Origin of the sequence: Gracilibacillus salinarum, from assembly GCF_022919575.1 — a bacterium.
In the GTDB taxonomy this organism is placed as follows: Bacteria; Bacillota; Bacilli; order Bacillales; family Amphibacillaceae; genus Gracilibacillus; species Gracilibacillus salinarum.
In genome coordinates this window covers 3,032,051-3,051,330 of sequence record NZ_CP095071.1, presented here as the reverse complement: position 1 = coordinate 3,051,330, position 19,280 = coordinate 3,032,051, and the positions used below count along the sequence as shown (strand labels likewise).

Annotated in this window: 9 protein-coding genes, 9 tRNA genes and 5 rRNA genes; all 23 read right to left on the bottom strand. The window is 46.3% G+C overall.

The genetic code is table 11. The annotated features are described in order from the left end of the window. Nucleotides 1-40: 40 nt before the first annotated feature. Nucleotides 41-2,952, bottom strand: a 23S ribosomal RNA gene (locus MUN87_RS14180). 216 nt (nucleotides 2,953-3,168) lie between these two features. Further along, nucleotides 3,169-4,731 (bottom strand): 16S ribosomal RNA (locus MUN87_RS14175). Between the two features lie 89 nt (nucleotides 4,732-4,820). Beyond that, nucleotides 4,821-4,896: transfer RNA gene (locus tag MUN87_RS14170), tRNA-Ala, on the bottom strand. An 18-nt stretch (nucleotides 4,897-4,914) separates the two neighbouring features. Further along, a tRNA-Pro gene (locus tag MUN87_RS14165) sits at nucleotides 4,915-4,991 on the bottom strand. Nucleotides 4,992-4,995: 4 nt separating this feature from the next. Then, nucleotides 4,996-5,072, bottom strand: a tRNA-Arg gene (locus tag MUN87_RS14160). A gap of 6 nt (nucleotides 5,073-5,078) precedes the next feature. Beyond that, nucleotides 5,079-5,167, bottom strand: a tRNA-Leu gene (locus tag MUN87_RS14155). Between the two features lie 46 nt (nucleotides 5,168-5,213). Beyond that, nucleotides 5,214-5,288 (bottom strand) — tRNA-Gly (locus MUN87_RS14150). A 20-nt stretch (nucleotides 5,289-5,308) separates the two neighbouring features. Beyond that, nucleotides 5,309-5,393: transfer RNA gene (locus MUN87_RS14145), tRNA-Leu, on the bottom strand. A 9-nt stretch (nucleotides 5,394-5,402) separates the two neighbouring features. Beyond that, nucleotides 5,403-5,478 (bottom strand) — tRNA-Lys (locus MUN87_RS14140). 9 nt (nucleotides 5,479-5,487) lie between these two features. Next, nucleotides 5,488-5,563, bottom strand: a tRNA-Thr gene (locus MUN87_RS14135). Between the two features lie 3 nt (nucleotides 5,564-5,566). Continuing rightward, nucleotides 5,567-5,642 (bottom strand) — tRNA-Val (locus MUN87_RS14130). Nucleotides 5,643-5,649: 7 nt separating this feature from the next. Continuing rightward, a 5S ribosomal RNA gene (rrf, locus tag MUN87_RS14125) occupies nucleotides 5,650-5,766 on the bottom strand. Between the two features lie 130 nt (nucleotides 5,767-5,896). After that, nucleotides 5,897-8,809, bottom strand: a 23S ribosomal RNA gene (locus MUN87_RS14120). A gap of 216 nt (nucleotides 8,810-9,025) precedes the next feature. After that, nucleotides 9,026-10,588: ribosomal RNA gene (locus tag MUN87_RS14115) — 16S ribosomal RNA — on the bottom strand. The 16S, 23S and 5S rRNA genes sit together here with 9 tRNA genes alongside, the layout of an rRNA operon. A 435-nt stretch (nucleotides 10,589-11,023) precedes the next feature. Beyond that, nucleotides 11,024-12,505, bottom strand: coding sequence for a lysine--tRNA ligase (lysS, locus tag MUN87_RS14110; RefSeq protein WP_244741132.1), 1,482 nt, complete (start codon nucleotides 12,503-12,505; stop codon nucleotides 11,024-11,026). Nucleotides 12,506-12,823: 318 nt separating this feature from the next. Next, nucleotides 12,824-13,072: a helix-turn-helix domain-containing protein gene (locus MUN87_RS14105; protein ID WP_244741131.1), complete on the bottom strand. Its 249-nt coding sequence runs from the start codon at nucleotides 13,070-13,072 to the stop codon at nucleotides 12,824-12,826. Further along, a complete protein-coding gene (gene folK / locus MUN87_RS14100; RefSeq protein ID WP_244741129.1) occupies nucleotides 13,024-13,551 on the bottom strand; it encodes a 2-amino-4-hydroxy-6-hydroxymethyldihydropteridine diphosphokinase in 528 nt (175 codons plus the stop codon). Before folK ends, MUN87_RS14105 begins: the two co-directional genes overlap by 49 nt. Before the next feature lie 2 nt (nucleotides 13,552-13,553). Continuing rightward, nucleotides 13,554-13,916 carry a dihydroneopterin aldolase gene (gene folB / locus MUN87_RS14095; protein WP_244741127.1) on the bottom strand — a complete coding sequence of 121 codons (363 nt, stop codon included), beginning with the start codon at nucleotides 13,914-13,916 and terminating at the stop codon, nucleotides 13,554-13,556. Next, entirely contained in the window at nucleotides 13,909-14,745 is an 837-nt protein-coding gene (folP, locus tag MUN87_RS14090) for a dihydropteroate synthase (RefSeq protein ID WP_244741125.1), read from the bottom strand. Before folP ends, folB begins: the two co-directional genes overlap by 8 nt. 910 nt (nucleotides 14,746-15,655) lie before the next feature. Further along, nucleotides 15,656-16,582 carry a cysteine synthase A gene (gene cysK, locus MUN87_RS14085; RefSeq protein ID WP_244741124.1) on the bottom strand — a complete coding sequence of 309 codons (927 nt, stop codon included), beginning with the start codon at nucleotides 16,580-16,582 and terminating at the stop codon, nucleotides 15,656-15,658. 95 nt (nucleotides 16,583-16,677) lie between these two features. Continuing rightward, nucleotides 16,678-17,595, bottom strand: a complete 918-nt coding sequence (locus tag MUN87_RS14080; RefSeq protein WP_244741122.1) for a peptidylprolyl isomerase — start codon at nucleotides 17,593-17,595, stop codon at nucleotides 16,678-16,680. A 12-nt stretch (nucleotides 17,596-17,607) separates the two neighbouring features. Next, nucleotides 17,608-18,480 (bottom strand): Hsp33 family molecular chaperone HslO, encoded by an 873-nt coding sequence (gene hslO / locus MUN87_RS14075; RefSeq protein ID WP_244741120.1) that lies wholly within the window; start codon nucleotides 18,478-18,480, stop codon nucleotides 17,608-17,610. Nucleotides 18,481-18,498: 18 nt separating this feature from the next. Continuing rightward, a complete protein-coding gene (locus MUN87_RS14070; protein WP_244741118.1) occupies nucleotides 18,499-19,278 on the bottom strand; it encodes a type III pantothenate kinase in 780 nt (259 codons plus the stop codon). Nucleotides 19,279-19,280 lie beyond the last annotated feature (2 nt).

Here is a 19,280-nt window from a genome sequence, read left to right as displayed (position 1 = left end):
ATAAGATATTGACATCAACAACACCGTTGAAACATGTTATATAGATAAGTCCTCGATCTATTAGTATTCGTCAGCTTCACATGTCACCATGCTTCCACCTCGAACCTATCAACCTCATCGTCTCTGAGGGATCTTACTCACTTATGTGATGGGAAGTCTCATCTTGAGGGGGGCTTCATGCTTAGATGCTTTCAGCACTTATCCCTTCCACACGTAGCTACCCAGCGATGCTCTTGGCAGAACAACTGGTGCACCAGCGGTGTGTCCATCCCGGTCCTCTCGTACTAAGGACAGCTCCTCTCAAACTTCCAACGCCCACGACGGATAGGGACCGAACTGTCTCACGACGTTCTGAACCCAGCTCGCGTACCGCTTTAATGGGCGAACAGCCCAACCCTTGGGACCGACTACAGCCCCAGGATGCGATGAGCCGACATCGAGGTGCCAAACCTCCCCGTCGATGTGGACTCTTGGGGAGATAAGCCTGTTATCCCCGGGGTAGCTTTTATCCGTTGAGCGACGGCCCTTCCATTCGGTACCGCCGGATCACTAAGCCCGACTTTCGTCCCTGCTCGACTTGTAGGTCTCGCAGTCAAGCTCCCTTCTGCCTTTGCACTCTGCGAATGATTTCCAACCATTCTGAGGGAACCTTTGGGCGCCTCCGTTACATTTTAGGAGGCGACCGCCCCAGTCAAACTGCCCACCTGACACTGTCTCCGAACCGGATCACGGTTCTGGGTTAGAAGGTCAATACAGCCAGGGTGGTATCCCACCGGCGCCTCCACGTAAGCTAGCGCTCACGTTTCTCAGGCTCCCACCTATCCTGTACAAGCTGTACCAACATTCAATATCAGGCTACAGTAAAGCTCCACGGGGTCTTTCCGTCCTGTCGCGGGTAATGCGCATCTTCACGCATAGTATAATTTCACCGGGTCTCTCGTTGAGACAGTGCCCAAGTCGTTGCACCTTTCGTGCGGGTCGGAACTTACCCGACAAGGAATTTCGCTACCTTAGGACCGTTATAGTTACGGCCGCCGTTTACTGGGGCTTCGGTTCAACGCTTCGCTAATGCTAACGCATCCCCTTAACCTTCCAGCACCGGGCAGGTGTCAGCCCCTATACTTCGCCTTACGGCTTCGCAGAGACCTGTGTTTTTGCTAAACAGTCGCTTGGGCCTTTTCACTGCGGCTTCTCGCAAAAGAAGCACCCCTTCTCCCGAAGTTACGGGGTCATTTTGCCGAGTTCCTTAACGAGAGTTCTCCCGATCACCTTAGGATTCTCTCCTCGCCTACCTGTGTCGGTTTGCGGTACGGGCACCCTTTTCCTTGCTAGAGGCTTTTCTTGGCAGCGTGAAATCCGGAACTTCGGTACTATATTTCCCTCCTGATCACAGCTTGTGATTGCCAGACGGATTTGCCTATCTGACTCACTTACTGCTTCAACGCACACATCCAATGGTGCGCATTCCTTATCCTTCTGCGTCCCCCCATCACTCAAAACGGAATTGGGTGGTACAGGAATATCAACCTGTTGTCCATCGCCTACGCCTTTCGGCCTCGGCTTAGGCCCCGACTAACCCTGAGCGGACGAGCCTTCCTCAGGAAACCTTAGGCATTCGGTGAAGAAGATTCTCACTTCTTTTTCGCTACTCATACCGGCATTCTCACTTCTATGCGCTCCACCAGTCCTCACGGTCTGACTTCACTGCACTTAGAACGCTCTCCTACCATTGATCGCAGATCAATCCGTAGCTTCGGTGATACGTTTAGCCCCGGTATATTTTCGGCGCAGCGTCACTCGACCAGTGAGCTATTACGCACTCTTTAAATGATGGCTGCTTCTAAGCCAACATCCTGGTTGTCTGTGCAACGCCACATCCTTTTCCACTTAACGTATACTTTGGGACCTTAGCTGACGGTCTGGGCTGTTTCCCTTTCGACTATGAACCTTATCACCCATAGTCTGACTCCCAAGGTAATATGATTGGCATTCGGAGTTTGACTGAATTCGGTAACCCGGTAAGGGCCCCTAGTCCAATCAGTGCTCTACCTCCAACATACATGCCTTGAGGCTAGCCCTAAAGCTATTTCGGAGAGAACCAGCTATCTCCGTGTTCGATTGGCATTTCACCCCTACCCACACCTCATCCCCGCACTTTTCAACGTGCGTGGGTTCGGGCCTCCAGTCAGTGTTACCTGACCTTCACCCTGGACATGGGTAGATCACACGGTTTCGGGTCTACGACCACCTACTAAAACGCCCTATTCAGACTCGCTTTCGCTGCGGCTCCGTGTCTTCCACTTAACCTTGCAGGGGATCGTAACTCGCCGGTCCATTCTACAAAAGGTACGCCGTCACCCATAAAAGGGCTCCGACTACTTGTAGGCACACGGTTTCAGGTACTATTTCACTCCCCTCCCGGGGTGCTTTTCACCTTTCCCTCACGGTACTGGTTCACTATCGGTCACTAGGGAGTATTTAGCCTTGGGAGATGGTCCTCCCGGATTCCGACGGAATTTCACGTGTTCCGCCGTACTCAGGATCCACTCCGGAGGAAACAGATTTTCGACTACAGGATTGTTACCTTCTGTGATGGGCCTTTCCAGACCACTTCGTCTAATGTATTTCTTTGTAACTCCAAAGGAGTGTCCTACAACCCCAAAAAGCAAGCTTTTTGGTTTGGGCTAATTCCGTTTCGCTCGCCGCTACTCGGGAAATCGCGTTTGCTTTCTCTTCCTCCGGGTACTGAGATGTTTCAGTTCCCCGGGTCTGCCTCATTTATCCTATGGATTCAGATAAATGTTCTACTCCATGACGAGCAGAGGGTTTCCCCATTCGGAAATTCTCGGATCAACGCCTACGTACGGCTCCCCGAGACATATCGGTGTTTGTCCCGTCCTTCATCGGCTCCTAGTGCCAAGGCATCCACCGTGCGCCCTTCTTCACTTAACTATACTTACTTTACTTCAATGAAAAAGTCGTTGGTTATTGTTTGATGTCTTGTCATCAGTTTCGTTTCCACAGCTGACCAGCAGTTGCTTCCACGTCCTGATTATTCTTATCTAGTTTTCAAGGTACAAGTTCAAGAGAGAATTGATCTCTCAAAACTGAACCAAACAACCAAGTATGATTTTGTCACCTTGTAAAAGGTGTTCCTATAATCCTTAGAAAGGAGGTGATCCAGCCGCACCTTCCGATACGGCTACCTTGTTACGACTTCACCCCAATCATTGGCCCCACCTTCGGCGGCTGGCTCCAAAGGTTACCCCACCGACTTCGGGTGTTGCCAACTCTCGTGGTGTGACGGGCGGTGTGTACAAGGCCCGGGAACGTATTCACCGTGGCATGCTGATCCACGATTACTAGCGATTCCGGCTTCATGCAGGCGAGTTGCAGCCTGCAATCCGAACTGAGAATGGTTTTATGGGATTTGCTTGACCTCGCGGTTTCGCTGCCCTCTGTACCATCCATTGTAGCACGTGTGTAGCCCAGGTCATAAGGGGCATGATGATTTGACGTCATCCCCACCTTCCTCCGGTTTGTCACCGGCAGTCACCTTAGAGTGCCCAACTTAATGCTGGCAACTAAGATCAAGGGTTGCGCTCGTTGCGGGACTTAACCCAACATCTCACGACACGAGCTGACGACAACCATGCACCACCTGTCATTCGGTCCCCGAAGGGAACTCCCTATCTCTAGGGACATCCGAAGATGTCAAGACCTGGTAAGGTTCTTCGCGTTGCTTCGAATTAAACCACATGCTCCACCGCTTGTGCGGGCCCCCGTCAATTCTTTTGAGTTTCAGCCTTGCGGCCGTACTCCCCAGGCGGAGTGCTTAATGCGTTAACTGCAGCACTAAGGGGCGGAAACCCCCTAACACCTAGCACTCATCGTTTACGGCGTGGACTACCAGGGTATCTAATCCTGTTCGCTCCCCACGCTTTCGCACCTCAGCGTCAGTTACAGACCAGAGAGTCGCCTTCGCCACTGGTGTTCCTCCACATATCTACGCATTTCACCGCTACACGTGGAATTCCACTCTCCTCTTCTGCACTCAAGTTCCCCAGTTTCCAATGACCGCTTGCGGTTGAGCCGCAAGATTTCACATCAGACTTAAGAAACCGCCTACGCGCGCTTTACGCCCAATAATTCCGGACAACGCTTGCCCCCTACGTATTACCGCGGCTGCTGGCACGTAGTTAGCCGGGGCTTCCTCGATAGGTACCGTCAAGGTGCCGCCCTATTTGAACGGCACTTGTTCTTCCCTAACAACAGAACTTTACGATCCGAAAACCTTCTTCGTTCACGCGGCGTTGCTCCGTCAGACTTTCGTCCATTGCGGAAGATTCCCTACTGCTGCCTCCCGTAGGAGTCTGGGCCGTGTCTCAGTCCCAGTGTGGCCGATCACCCTCTCAGGTCGGCTACGCATCGTTGCCTTGGTGAGCCGTTACCTCACCAACTAGCTAATGCGCCGCGGGCCCATCTGTAAGTGATAGCCAAAGGCCATCTTTCAACATTCCTTCATGCGAAGCAATGTGTTATCCGGTATTAGCCCCGGTTTCCCGGGGTTATCCCAGTCTTACAGGCAGGTTGCCCACGTGTTACTCACCCGTCCGCCGCTCGTTCCACTAACGTCCTCCCGAAGGATTCAGTTAGCTTCCCGCGCTCGACTTGCATGTATTAGGCACGCCGCCAGCGTTCGTCCTGAGCCAAGATCAAACTCTCAATAAAGTTGACTTGCGCTCGCTTCTATAAGCTAGCTTGTTTATTAATTCATACTGGTTGTTTTGTTCAGTTTTCAAAGATCAAATGTATAAAAATGGTGGAGCCTAGCGGGATCGAACCGCTGACCTCCTGCGTGCAAAGCAGGCGCTCTCCCAGCTGAGCTAAGGCCCCACAAAATAATGTCATTAATGGTCGGGAAGACAGGATTTGAACCTGCGACCCCTTGGTCCCAAACCAAGTGCTCTACCAAGCTGAGCTACTTCCCGATAATGGCGCGCCCGAGAGGAGTCGAACCCCTAACCTCTTGATCCGTAGTCAAACGCTCTATCCAATTGAGCTACGGGCGCTATACGTGGTGCCGAGGGCCGGACTCGAACCGGCACGGTGGAAACCCACCGCAGGATTTTAAGTCCTGTGCGTCTGCCAATTCCGCCACCCCGGCAAGGAAATACATTTTAATCACCTGGCAAACTAGCGATTAAAAATCCTGGAGCGGAAGACGGGATTCGAACCCGCGACCCCCACCTTGGCAAGGTGGTGTTCTACCACTGAACTACTTCCGCATAAATATAAAGTTATTGTATGGTGCGGGTGGAGGGACTTGAACCCCCACGTCGAGAGACACTAGATCCTAAGTCTAGCGCGTCTGCCAATTCCGCCACACCCGCATAAATAAATGGTGAGCCATGGAGGATTCGAACCTCCGACCCTCTGATTAAAAGTCAGATGCTCTGCCAGCTGAGCTAATGGCTCTAAGATGAGTGGTGCCGGCCAGAGGACTTGAACCCCCAACCTACTGATTACAAGTCAGTTGCTCTACCAATTGAGCTAGACCGGCTAATGGTGGAGGATGCAGGGCTCGAACCTGCGACCCCTTGCTTGTAAGGCAAGTGCTCTCCCAGCTGAGCTAATCCTCCTATGTATGCCTGGCAACGTCCTACTCTTGCAGGGGCGCGAGCCCCAACTACCATGGGCGCTGAAGAGCTTAACTGCTGTGTTCGGCATGGGAACAGGTGTGACCTCTTCGCTATCGCTACCAGACTCTTTTTTCAAGGACAAGATACATTATAACTCACAATGCATGTTAAATGCAAGAGTTTTTTGTATTTTTTTATATACCCTGAAAACTAGATAAGATATTGACATCAACAACACCGTTGAAACATGTTATATAGATAAGTCCTCGATCTATTAGTATTCGTCAGCTTCACATGTCACCATGCTTCCACCTCGAACCTATCAACCTCATCGTCTCTGAGGGATCTTACTCACTTATGTGATGGGAAGTCTCATCTTGAGGGGGGCTTCATGCTTAGATGCTTTCAGCACTTATCCCTTCCACACGTAGCTACCCAGCGATGCTCTTGGCAGAACAACTGGTGCACCAGCGGTGTGTCCATCCCGGTCCTCTCGTACTAAGGACAGCTCCTCTCAAACTTCCAACGCCCACGACGGATAGGGACCGAACTGTCTCACGACGTTCTGAACCCAGCTCGCGTACCGCTTTAATGGGCGAACAGCCCAACCCTTGGGACCGACTACAGCCCCAGGATGCGATGAGCCGACATCGAGGTGCCAAACCTCCCCGTCGATGTGGACTCTTGGGGGAGATAAGCCTGTTATCCCCGGGGTAGCTTTTATCCGTTGAGCGACGGCCCTTCCATTCGGTACCGCCGGATCACTAAGCCCGACTTTCGTCCCTGCTCGACTTGTAGGTCTCGCAGTCAAGCTCCCTTCTGCCTTTGCACTCTGCGAATGATTTCCAACCATTCTGAGGGAACCTTTGGGCGCCTCCGTTACATTTTAGGAGGCGACCGCCCCAGTCAAACTGCCCACCTGACACTGTCTCCGAACCGGATCACGGTTCTGGGTTAGAAGGTCAATACAGCCAGGGTGGTATCCCACCGGCGCCTCCACGTAAGCTAGCGCTCACGTTTCTCAGGCTCCCACCTATCCTGTACAAGCTGTACCAACATTCAATATCAGGCTACAGTAAAGCTCCACGGGGTCTTTCCGTCCTGTCGCGGGTAATGCGCATCTTCACGCATAGTATAATTTCACCGGGTCTCTCGTTGAGACAGTGCCCAAGTCGTTGCACCTTTCGTGCGGGTCGGAACTTACCCGACAAGGAATTTCGCTACCTTAGGACCGTTATAGTTACGGCCGCCGTTTACTGGGGCTTCGGTTCAACGCTTCGCTAATGCTAACGCATCCCCTTAACCTTCCAGCACCGGGCAGGTGTCAGCCCCTATACTTCGCCTTACGGCTTCGCAGAGACCTGTGTTTTTGCTAAACAGTCGCTTGGGCCTTTTCACTGCGGCTTCTCGCAAAAGAAGCACCCCTTCTCCCGAAGTTACGGGGTCATTTTGCCGAGTTCCTTAACGAGAGTTCTCCCGATCACCTTAGGATTCTCTCCTCGCCTACCTGTGTCGGTTTGCGGTACGGGCACCCTTTTCCTTGCTAGAGGCTTTTCTTGGCAGCGTGAAATCCGGAACTTCGGTACTATATTTCCCTCCTGATCACAGCTTGTGATTGCCAGACGGATTTGCCTATCTGACTCACTTACTGCTTCAACGCACACATCCAATGGTGCGCATTCCTTATCCTTCTGCGTCCCCCCATCACTCAAAACGGAATTGGGTGGTACAGGAATATCAACCTGTTGTCCATCGCCTACGCCTTTCGGCCTCGGCTTAGGCCCCGACTAACCCTGAGCGGACGAGCCTTCCTCAGGAAACCTTAGGCATTCGGTGAAGAAGATTCTCACTTCTTTTTCGCTACTCATACCGGCATTCTCACTTCTATGCGCTCCACCAGTCCTCACGGTCTGACTTCACTGCACTTAGAACGCTCTCCTACCATTGATCGCAGATCAATCCGTAGCTTCGGTGATACGTTTAGCCCCGGTATATTTTCGGCGCAGCGTCACTCGACCAGTGAGCTATTACGCACTCTTTAAATGATGGCTGCTTCTAAGCCAACATCCTGGTTGTCTGTGCAACGCCACATCCTTTTCCACTTAACGTATACTTTGGGACCTTAGCTGACGGTCTGGGCTGTTTCCCTTTCGACTATGAACCTTATCACCCATAGTCTGACTCCCAAGGTAATATGATTGGCATTCGGAGTTTGACTGAATTCGGTAACCCGGTAAGGGCCCCTAGTCCAATCAGTGCTCTACCTCCAACATACATGCCTTGAGGCTAGCCCTAAAGCTATTTCGGAGAGAACCAGCTATCTCCGTGTTCGATTGGCATTTCACCCCTACCCACACCTCATCCCCGCACTTTTCAACGTGCGTGGGTTCGGGCCTCCAGTCAGTGTTACCTGACCTTCACCCTGGACATGGGTAGATCACACGGTTTCGGGTCTACGACCACCTACTAAAACGCCCTATTCAGACTCGCTTTCGCTGCGGCTCCGTGTCTTCCACTTAACCTTGCAGGGGATCGTAACTCGCCGGTCCATTCTACAAAAGGTACGCCGTCACCCATAAAAGGGCTCCGACTACTTGTAGGCACACGGTTTCAGGTACTATTTCACTCCCCTCCCGGGGTGCTTTTCACCTTTCCCTCACGGTACTGGTTCACTATCGGTCACTAGGGAGTATTTAGCCTTGGGAGATGGTCCTCCCGGATTCCGACGGAATTTCACGTGTTCCGCCGTACTCAGGATCCACTCCGGAGGAAATACATTTTCGACTACAGGATTGTTACCTTCTGTGATAGGCCTTTCCAGACCACTTCGTCTAATGTATTTCTTTGTAACTCCAAAGGAGTGTCCTACAACCCCAAAAAGCAAGCTTTTTGGTTTGGGCTAATTCCGTTTCGCTCGCCGCTACTCGGGAAATCGCGTTTGCTTTCTCTTCCTCCGGGTACTGAGATGTTTCAGTTCCCCGGGTCTGCCTCATTTATCCTATGGATTCAGATAAATGTTCTACTCCATGACGAGCAGAGGGTTTCCCCATTCGGAAATTCTCGGATCAACGCCTACGTACGGCTCCCCGAGACATATCGGTGTTTGTCCCGTCCTTCATCGGCTCCTAGTGCCAAGGCATCCACCGTGCGCCCTTCTTCACTTAACTATACTTACTTTACTTCAATGAAAAAGTCGTTGGTTATTGTTTGATGTCTTGTCATCAGTTTCGTTTCCACAGCTGACCAGCAGTTGCTTCCACGTCCTGATTATTCTTATCTAGTTTTCAAGGTACAAGTTCAAGAGAGAATTGATCTCTCAAAACTGAACCAAACAACCAAGTATGATTTTGTCACCTTGTAAAAGGTGTTCCTATAATCCTTAGAAAGGAGGTGATCCAGCCGCACCTTCCGATACGGCTACCTTGTTACGACTTCACCCCAATCATTGGCCCCACCTTCGGCGGCTGGCTCCAAAGGTTACCCCACCGACTTCGGGTGTTGCCAACTCTCGTGGTGTGACGGGCGGTGTGTACAAGGCCCGGGAACGTATTCACCGTGGCATGCTGATCCACGATTACTAGCGATTCCGGCTTCATGCAGGCGAGTTGCAGCCTGCAATCCGAACTGAGAATGGTTTTATGGGATTTGCTTGACCTCGCGGTTTCGCTGCCCTCTGTACCATCCATTGTAGCACGTGTGTAGCCCAGGTCATAAGGGGCATGATGATTTGACGTCATCCCCACCTTCCTCCGGTTTGTCACCGGCAGTCACCTTAGAGTGCCCAACTTAATGCTGGCAACTAAGATCAAGGGTTGCGCTCGTTGCGGGACTTAACCCAACATCTCACGACACGAGCTGACGACAACCATGCACCACCTGTCATTCGGTCCCCGAAGGGAACTCCCTATCTCTAGGGACATCCGAAGATGTCAAGACCTGGTAAGGTTCTTCGCGTTGCTTCGAATTAAACCACATGCTCCACCGCTTGTGCGGGCCCCCGTCAATTCTTTTGAGTTTCAGCCTTGCGGCCGTACTCCCCAGGCGGAGTGCTTAATGCGTTAACTGCAGCACTAAGGGGCGGAAACCCCCTAACACCTAGCACTCATCGTTTACGGCGTGGACTACCAGGGTATCTAATCCTGTTCGCTCCCCACGCTTTCGCACCTCAGCGTCAGTTACAGACCAGAGAGTCGCCTTCGCCACTGGTGTTCCTCCACATATCTACGCATTTCACCGCTACACGTGGAATTCCACTCTCCTCTTCTGCACTCAAGTTCCCCAGTTTCCAATGACCGCTTGCGGTTGAGCCGCAAGATTTCACATCAGACTTAAGAAACCGCCTACGCGCGCTTTACGCCCAATAATTCCGGACAACGCTTGCCCCCTACGTATTACCGCGGCTGCTGGCACGTAGTTAGCCGGGGCTTCCTCGATAGGTACCGTCAAGGTGCCGCCCTATTTGAACGGCACTTGTTCTTCCCTAACAACAGAACTTTACGATCCGAAAACCTTCTTCGTTCACGCGGCGTTGCTCCGTCAGACTTTCGTCCATTGCGGAAGATTCCCTACTGCTGCCTCCCGTAGGAGTCTGGGCCGTGTCTCAGTCCCAGTGTGGCCGATCACCCTCTCAGGTCGGCTACGCATCGTTGCCTTGGTGAGCCGTTACCTCACCAACTAGCTAATGCGCCGCGGGCCCATCTGTAAGTGATAGCCAAAGGCCATCTTTCAACATTCCTTCATGCGAAGCAATGTGTTATCCGGTATTAGCCCCGGTTTCCCGGGGTTATCCCAGTCTTACAGGCAGGTTGCCCACGTGTTACTCACCCGTCCGCCGCTCGTTCCACTAACGTCCTCCCGAAGGATTCAGTTAGCTTCCCGCGCTCGACTTGCATGTATTAGGCACGCCGCCAGCGTTCGTCCTGAGCCAAGATCAAACTCTCAATAAAGTTGACTTGCGCTCGCTTCTATAAGCTAGCTTGTTTATTAATTCATACTGGTTGTTTTGTTCAGTTTTCAAAGATCAAAATGTTTCGCTGTTCTTTCGACAGCTTTAATATTGTATCATCTCTCAAAATCAATGTCAACAACTTTTTTGAAAGTTGTTTAGGAGATGAAATTGTTTCGCTTTTTTGCGACAACTTTTATATCATATCAACTTTTGAAGTTGATGTCAACAACTTTTTTAATGTTTCTATTAGAAGTTGTTAGAGATAAAATTGTTCTGTCGTTTTCAGCGACGTTTAATAATATACCATATCTATTTAAAATGTGTCAATATAGTTTTATAACTTTTTTAATTTATATTCATTATAGCTTTATACACCATTCAAACCCAGACTGGTAGTAATGAAAAACCCTCCTAGTATATAGGAGGGCTTTTCTTATTTGTTACGCATTTGCGGGAAGAGTAAAACATCTCTAATAGAAGGAGAATTCGTCAAAAGCATCACTAACCGATCAATACCGATTCCTAATCCACCTGTTGGCGGCATACCGTATTCTAATGCTTCTAAGAAATCTTCATCCATTTCATGTGCTTCATCATTACCTTGTTCTTTCTCTTTTACTTGTGCTTCAAATCGTTCTCTTTGGTCAACTGGATCATTTAATTCAGAGAACGCATTCGCGTGTTCTCTTCCAACAATGAACAGTTCAAATCTGTCTGTAAAACGATCATCCTCTTTATTCTTTTTAGCAAGAGGAGATATAGCTACCGGGTGACCATACACAAAGGTTGGCTGTATGAGCTTGTCTTCTACTTTTTGTTCAAAGAACTCATTCACAATGTGTCCATATGTCATGGTATCTTCAATATCTACACCATGTTCCTTTGCAAGTGCTTTGGCTTCGTCATCCGTCATTTGCTTCCAGAAATCAACACCCGTATATTCTTTAATTGCATCTACCATATGGAGTCTTGTCCAGCTTGGCTCAAGATTAATTTCTTCTTCTCCATACATAATTGTAGCAGAACCTGTTACTTCTTTCGCAATATGGGCTACCATATTTTCTACCAATTCCATGATATCATGATAGTCAGCATATGCTTCATAGAGTTCGATCATCGTGAATTCTGGATTATGTCGAGTTGAAACACCCTCATTACGGAATACACGGCCAATTTCATAGACTTTCTCCATCCCACCGACAATTAATCGTTTCAGATGTAATTCAATCGCGATACGCATATACAATGGAATATCCAGTGCGTTGTGATGTGTTTCGAACGGACGTGCAGATGCACCACCAGCAATACCATGCATCATTGGCGTTTCTACTTCTAAGAATCCTCTGTCGTCTAAATAACGGCGCATAGATTGAATAATTTTACTTCGAAGTATAAAGGTATTCTTGCTGTCCATGTTCGTAATAAGATCTAAGTAGCGTTGACGATATCGTTGTTCAACGTCTTTTAACCCGTGAAACTTTTCAGGAAGTGGGCGCAGTGATTTTGTCAGCATGGTGAATTGGTTTGCTTTAACAGAAAGTTCCCCTACATTTGTTTTAAAAACCGTTCCTGTAACACCTACGATATCTCCCAGATCCGCTGTTTTAAATATTTCATAGGCTTCTTCTCCGATTCTATCCTTACGTACGTATAATTGGATCTGACCACTTAAATCCTGAATATGAGAGAAACCGGCTTTCCCTTTTCCTCGCTTCGTCATAATACGTCCAGCGACAGTTGTTTCTATTCCCTTTTCTTCTAATTCTTCCTTAGAGAACTGATCATAATTCTCTTTTAATTCGTCCGCTAAATGTGATCGAACGAATTTATCACCAAAGGGATCAATTCCTTGTTCACGGTAACTGTGCATCTTTTCCAAGCGGACACGCATATGTTCGTTAAGTTCTTCGCTCATAATTTTCACCTCAAAAAGTATGGTATATGTTATATATCAAAAAACTGCCAGCAACATACTGGCAGTATCACATTCATGATTAGTATAGAAAAGGAATGCCTGTGTGTCAATGTTTACATTCTCAAGGAACTTGCATTTGCGCGCTATTTTTGCCACATAATTATCCTATCATTGTTTCCTGTTTTTATTGACCCTGTTTACAATAATTACGTATACTGCGTTCCTGTTAGTCCTTTACATTCTAATCAATGCGTCTCATTACCGGAAGCCCCATCATCTCTTTAATAAAATAGACGCTTGGAGCATAAACCAGTAATCTTAATATGACCTATGTTCCACCTGCTTGGTTTCCTCAAAATCTGTGGTATTAGGTTGCAATTCTTCCAAGGAAACATGTAAATGTTCTGCGATCAGTTCTAATTTTTGTGTAGTAGGCATTTTTGTCCCTCGTTCCAATTCTCCCAATTGCGATACAGAGATGCCTAGTTCATCTGCTAATCTCACTTGTGTATAGCCTTTTAATTTTCGAAAGGCTTTGATTCTCTTACCCCATTTGTTTGTCGCCATCTGACTACCCCTTCTTTATCTTGTACAGGTAATGTTGTTAATAGTTCCGATATCGTTTGATCGAAATAGGTGATATACAAGTACGGGCGAATATCTGCTAATGGTATTAAAACGAACGCTCTTTCTTGTAAGCGTGGGTGTGGCAATACAAGCCGATCTGTCTCCATCTCCACTTGATCATAAATGAGAATATCAAGGTCGATCGTTCTTGGTCCCCATCTTATCTCACGTCTTCGTCCCAGTTTTCTCTCTATCCGCTGACATACATCTAATAGTATTGTCGGCTCAAGTTCTGTTTCAATTTCCAATACCATATTAAGAAATTGCCCTTGTTCCACGAAACCAACTGGATCAGTTTCGTAAATAGGCGATTGATGTGTTACTTGAATCTTATCATGGTTTGCTAATAATTGAATAGCTTTATTTAGATAAGAAACTCGCGGTTGAATGTTAGATCCTAACGCAACATATGCCTTCATTGTTAACGGTTCTCCCGGTAAATTTCGATTGCCACTGAATCATAGTGACCTGGTATTGGCGGATCAGGCTTAATCACCTTAACCGTGCATGCATGCAAAGATGCAAAATGTTTGAACAACTCAATAGAAAGATCTTCAGCTACTTTCTCCACCAGGTTTTGCGCAGGCCCTTCTACAACATCCTTGGTAACTTGATAGACAAGACCGTAATCAATAGAGTATTGCAGGTCATCTGTCTCCCCCGCCTTTTTCAGATCTCTCTCTAATATTAAGTCAACCTGAAAACGTTGACCGAGTTTTTTTTCCTCAGGGAATACTCCATGAAAACCGAAAAATGACATTTTATTAAGATATATTTTATCCATTGTGATCGACACCTTTCCCTAGTAGCTTGTCCATCATTTTGACCATTCTTGCATGCAGCCTCACATTGTGGACCCGGACAATCTCACACCCTTTAGTCATGCCGAAACACACTGTTGCCCCGGTACCTTCATCACGTTGATCTACCGGTAAGTCTAATGTTTTGGCAACAACAGATTTACGAGAAGTTCCCAACAATACAGGGTAGTCTAATTCTCGTAATCGGTCCATTTCCTGCATCACTTGAATGTTCTCCTCATATGTTTTGGCAAAGCCAATTCCTGGGTCGAGTATAATCCTGTCTTCTTGTACACCTGCCTCCAACGCTATCTCAATGCTTTCTGCTAAGTCAGATAGCACATCATCCATCAGAGATGTGTAAGAAGGCTGAAAACGATTATGCATTAACACAATAGGTACATCAAGCTCGGCCGCAACTCGAGCAATCTCAGGCTCTTTCTTCGCGCCCCATATATCATTAATAATCGACGCTCCAGCTTCAATTGCTTTTCGCGCAACATTGGCCTTCCAGGTGTCAACTGAAATCGGAATCTTCAACTCATTCGATAAAGCCTGAATAACAGGAATTATCCTTTCTATTTCCTCCGCTTCAGAAACCGGTGTGTGACCAGGCCGTGTTGATTCACCACCAACATCAATTATATCCGCACCATCTGCTTCCAGCGCTATTGCCTGTTGAACTGCCTCTTTAACCGTAGCATAACTGCCGCCATCAGAGAATGAATCCGGCGTTATATTAAGGATCCCCATTATTAATGTTTTATCTGAATAATAAAAGGTTTTTTGTTTTGTCCGTAATTCTTTTTTCATGATAACCCGCCCTTACGAAGCAATGTAAAAAAATCTATTCATAACAAAGTATTATAGCATATTTATGTATAAAAAGTTGAGACCCTAACCGAAAAATATTAGCGACTAAAAAGCCACATCCACTAATCCATGACCTTTTTCGTAAGAGAAGATATATTAAATATGATATTTCTTGTCTTTCATCTTATCTCTTAAAGCGGTACGTTCGTTTGTGATTTTTCGAATTCGATTAAACGTTACAAAAGAGTTAACTAAGCATTACTAACCAAATATCCATATTGAGATATTTAATGTGCTGGGATACCGCTTCGGCCAACCACTTCGCGTCCTGCGGGGCACGGCTGAAGCTAACTTTGTGAAGAAAAGCACTTCACAAAGTGGATCTTCAGCGCCTGCCTGTCCCGCGGGAGTCTACGTGGTTGGCCTACGCTGATGTATAGCTCCACAATTTATGCGACAGCTAGGATATGAAGCACTCTATGCACGATTTACACCATAATTGATGAAATACATTGCCTAGCATGGCTGCTTTTTGCTGTTCCATACGTTGTAGCACTTCCCTCAAGCGTAGAAAATAGGCGGAGACTTCTCATGCCTCACCGCGAACTTATCTGTGACTGTGTCTGCCTGTATTGCTTCGAATTGGGCTTCCTCGGCACAAGGCAGCAGAGATGCTGTTCAAGTAGTAGCTTAGCTGATGCCGTGCCCACAGGTTGCGGAGCCTATTTCCGGAGCTTTGCAACACGAATAAAATATTTCAAAATGACCGTTTTGCCATACAGCCTTAGCTAACATAATCCAAATTAACTGAACTTCATGTTCAATATGATTACTTCTATGACTGTACTTATACTTTCTTGACCTATAATAAAAACGATCATCAACAAAGGATGATCGTTTTTTCGTTTCTTTATTTTTCATCAAATTGATAAAGTGGTGTGGATAGGTAGCGCTCACCATTACTAGGAATAACCGCTAATACTTTCTTACCTTTACCAAGTTGTTTCGCTACTTGTTTAGCTGCATAGATTGCTGCACCAGAAGAAACACCGCCAAGGATTCCGTCTTTACGTGCTGCCTCTCTTGCTGTTTCGTATGCTTGGTCATTGGAAACCGTAATAACTTCATCATACACTTCAGTATCCAGTACTTCTGGAACAAAACCGGCACCAATACCTTGAATTTTGTGAGGGCCTGGTGTGCCTCCTGATAGAATGGCGGAATCTGATGGTTCTACAGCATAAATTTTAATGTCATTATACTGATCTTTTAATACTTTACCGGCACCTGTGATCGTACCACCTGTACCAATACCAGAAACAAACGCATCAAGCTGACCGCCCATTTGCTCTACTATTTCTTTACCAGTAGTACGCGCATGTACGGCAGGATTCGCTACATTGTTAAATTGCTGCGGCATGAAATACCCGTTCTCTTTCTGTAATTCTGTTGCTTTCGCAATTGCACCTTTCATTCCCTCAGCACCAGGAGTTAGAATTAATTCAGCGCCATATGCACGTAATAAGTTACGACGTTCCATACTCATTGTATCTGGCATCACTAAAATAGCTTTGTAACCTTTAATCGCTGCAACTAACGCAAGACCAATACCAGTGTTACCACTTGTCGGTTCAATAATGGTGTCGCCTTCTTTTAGATGACCATCTTCTTCAGCTGCTTCAACCATTGCGAGTGCAATACGATCTTTAACAGAGCTGCCTGGATTCATAAATTCCAGTTTTAGATAGATATCTGCACCTTCCGGATCTGCTGTTCGATTTAATTTCACAATTGGTGTATTGCCAATCAATTCTCCAACATTTTGAGCTACCTTCATTCCAGTTCCTCCTCAAATCCAAGTAAAATCATTGGTTTTATATACAATGTACATGAAACGGTATTCAATGTCAACCCATTTAATGGTAAGCACCACTAATTATTAGCATTTTTATATGTCAAATCTACCCCTATTTCATTCCAAAGACTTTCGGCATCTATATCATCGTCCAGTTGATCGAGCGCCAGATCCTGACGCACTTCCTGATAGGCTTCTTCATAGCTTAATTCAATGGATGCTAAATGCTGATGAAGGTAAATGACCGCATATCCATTATCAACTAATTGTGGCTCACTGTAATCTCCTGGTGATAATTCCGAAGTAACCTCATAATATTCTGTTGGAATAAAGCTGCTGGTCTCTGAATAAAATCCTAAATAACCACCATCAGACGCGGTCTCTTCGTCGATGGAATGTTCTTTAGCTACTTCGCTGAAAGATTCACCGTCTTCAAGCTTGGTCATGACATATTCTGCTTCCTGTTGTGTTGGAACAAGAATATGGGAGATCTGCACCATATCCTCGAACTGATATTGTCGTTGATATTCATTAAAATAGGCTTCTATTTCTGATTCGGGTACCTCTACATCATTCGTTAAAAGTTCTTGCAGATAGTACCGGTATTCAATCTGTTGGGTCCACTCATCCACCTTATCTGCTTTTTCTTCTTTTGATAGCACGCCCTCCATTACCATCATTCTTGCAATTTCTCGTTCGATGATTTTGGGTTCGATGGAAAGATCTTGTTGCTTCGCTAATTGAAAAACCACTTCACTATCTACCATATTGTACAAAACCTCTTCGCCATGCTGATTAATCAACTCATTCAGCCAGCTCTGATAATTGATATCTGTTTCTCCAACTTCTGCTAATGGTTTATTACGATCGATTTCTCCATCTGACATGACAAGCTGATCAGAAGCGTTGTTGTTGGACATAAGAAGAACTGTGCATATGTTAGTGAGTAATAAAAGCAAAATAATCGACCATAACACCAGACGTGAAACTCTCAACAAACACTCCCCCTATTGCGTCTTTAATGCACGCAGTTCATCAATCGTAAATGTGTATGTTTCATTACAAAAGTGACAGTTTGCTGTTGCGCCGTGATCCTCTCTAATCATTGCATCTATTTCTTCGTTCCCTAAACTTTGAATCGCTGTTTCCAATCTCTCCTTTGTACAAGGACAAGAGAACTTGACATCCATACGCTCATGAATTTTAATATTTTCTTTTCCTAAGATCTGTTCTAGTATTTCTTCAGGTGTTTTTCCCTCTTGAATCATTGTTGAGATCGGTGGTACGCTAGCGATACTTTCCTCAATTCTTGTAATTGTCTCTTCAGAGGCTCCTGGCATCATTTGCACAATAAAACCTCCGGCCGCAAGCACACTGTGATCTGGATTCACCAATACCCCCGCCCCAACAGCAGATGGTACTTGCTCGGAATTCGCCAAATAGTATGTGAAATCTTCACTGACTTCTCCAGAGACAATAGGAACTTGACCAGTGAAATTTTTCTTTAAACCTAGATCTTTTACAACACTTAATGTCCCCGTCGTTCCTACAGCTCTTTTTACATCTAATTTATCTTGTTCATTCGACTCAAAATCAACATGTGGATTTATCACATATCCTCGGACCTCACCTTTAGCATTGGCATCAGCAATAATCGCTCCAATCGGTCCGTCGCCTTCTACTTTCACAGTCAATTTATTATCGCCTTTCAACATTGCTCCAAACATCGTTGAAATCGTCATACTTCTTCCTAACGCTGCTGTTGCAGTAGCCCATGTATCCTGACGTTTTCTAGCTTCTTCTACTGTATCAGTAGAACGAATGGCATATGCCCTGACTTCTCCTTTAAATGCAGTTGCTTTCAGTAAATAATCATGCATGACTGAACTTCCTTTCTCTCATTCAAAATCTTTTTCATTCGTTCGGTATATTTCAAACAAACCTTTTAACGTTAGGTACGGATCAACAATATCAATAACAGAAGAATCTTTGGCAATTAATGTGGCTAATCCCCCCGTTGCGATAACTTGAGGTGCTTGGCCAATTTCTTGTTTAATACGGTTTACTACTGCATCAACTTGTCCGACATAACCAAAATAAACACCTGCTTGCATAGCTTCTACTGTTGATTCACCCAACACATTAAATGGCTTCTTTAACTCAATCTTCGGTAATTTAGCAGCATGTTGATACAACGCTTCAAGAGATATATTAATGCCGGGAGTTATTACACCACTAACATATTCATTGTGTTCATTAATATAGCAATAGGTCGTAGCTGTACCAAAATCAATAATGATGCTCGGTGATCCATACTCCTTAATAACACCTACAGCATTAACCACTCGATCAGCACCTAACTCCTTGGGATTAGGATACTTCATTTTTAAATATGGATTCACCTTATCATCACCTATAACCATAGGGTTACAATGGAAGTACTTATCTGCCATACGTTGTAATGCAAATAAAATAGGTGGCACTACAGAAGAAATAACGATTCCATTTATATCAGAAAATCGCAATCCTTCATGCTCTAACAGCGAGCGGATAAACATGGCATATTCATCCTCGGTTTTATTCTTATCGGTTTGCATCCGCCATTGAAACGTTAATTTTTCATCACGAAACACACCTAGGACGGTGTTGGTATTCCCTACATCTATTACAAAGATCATAG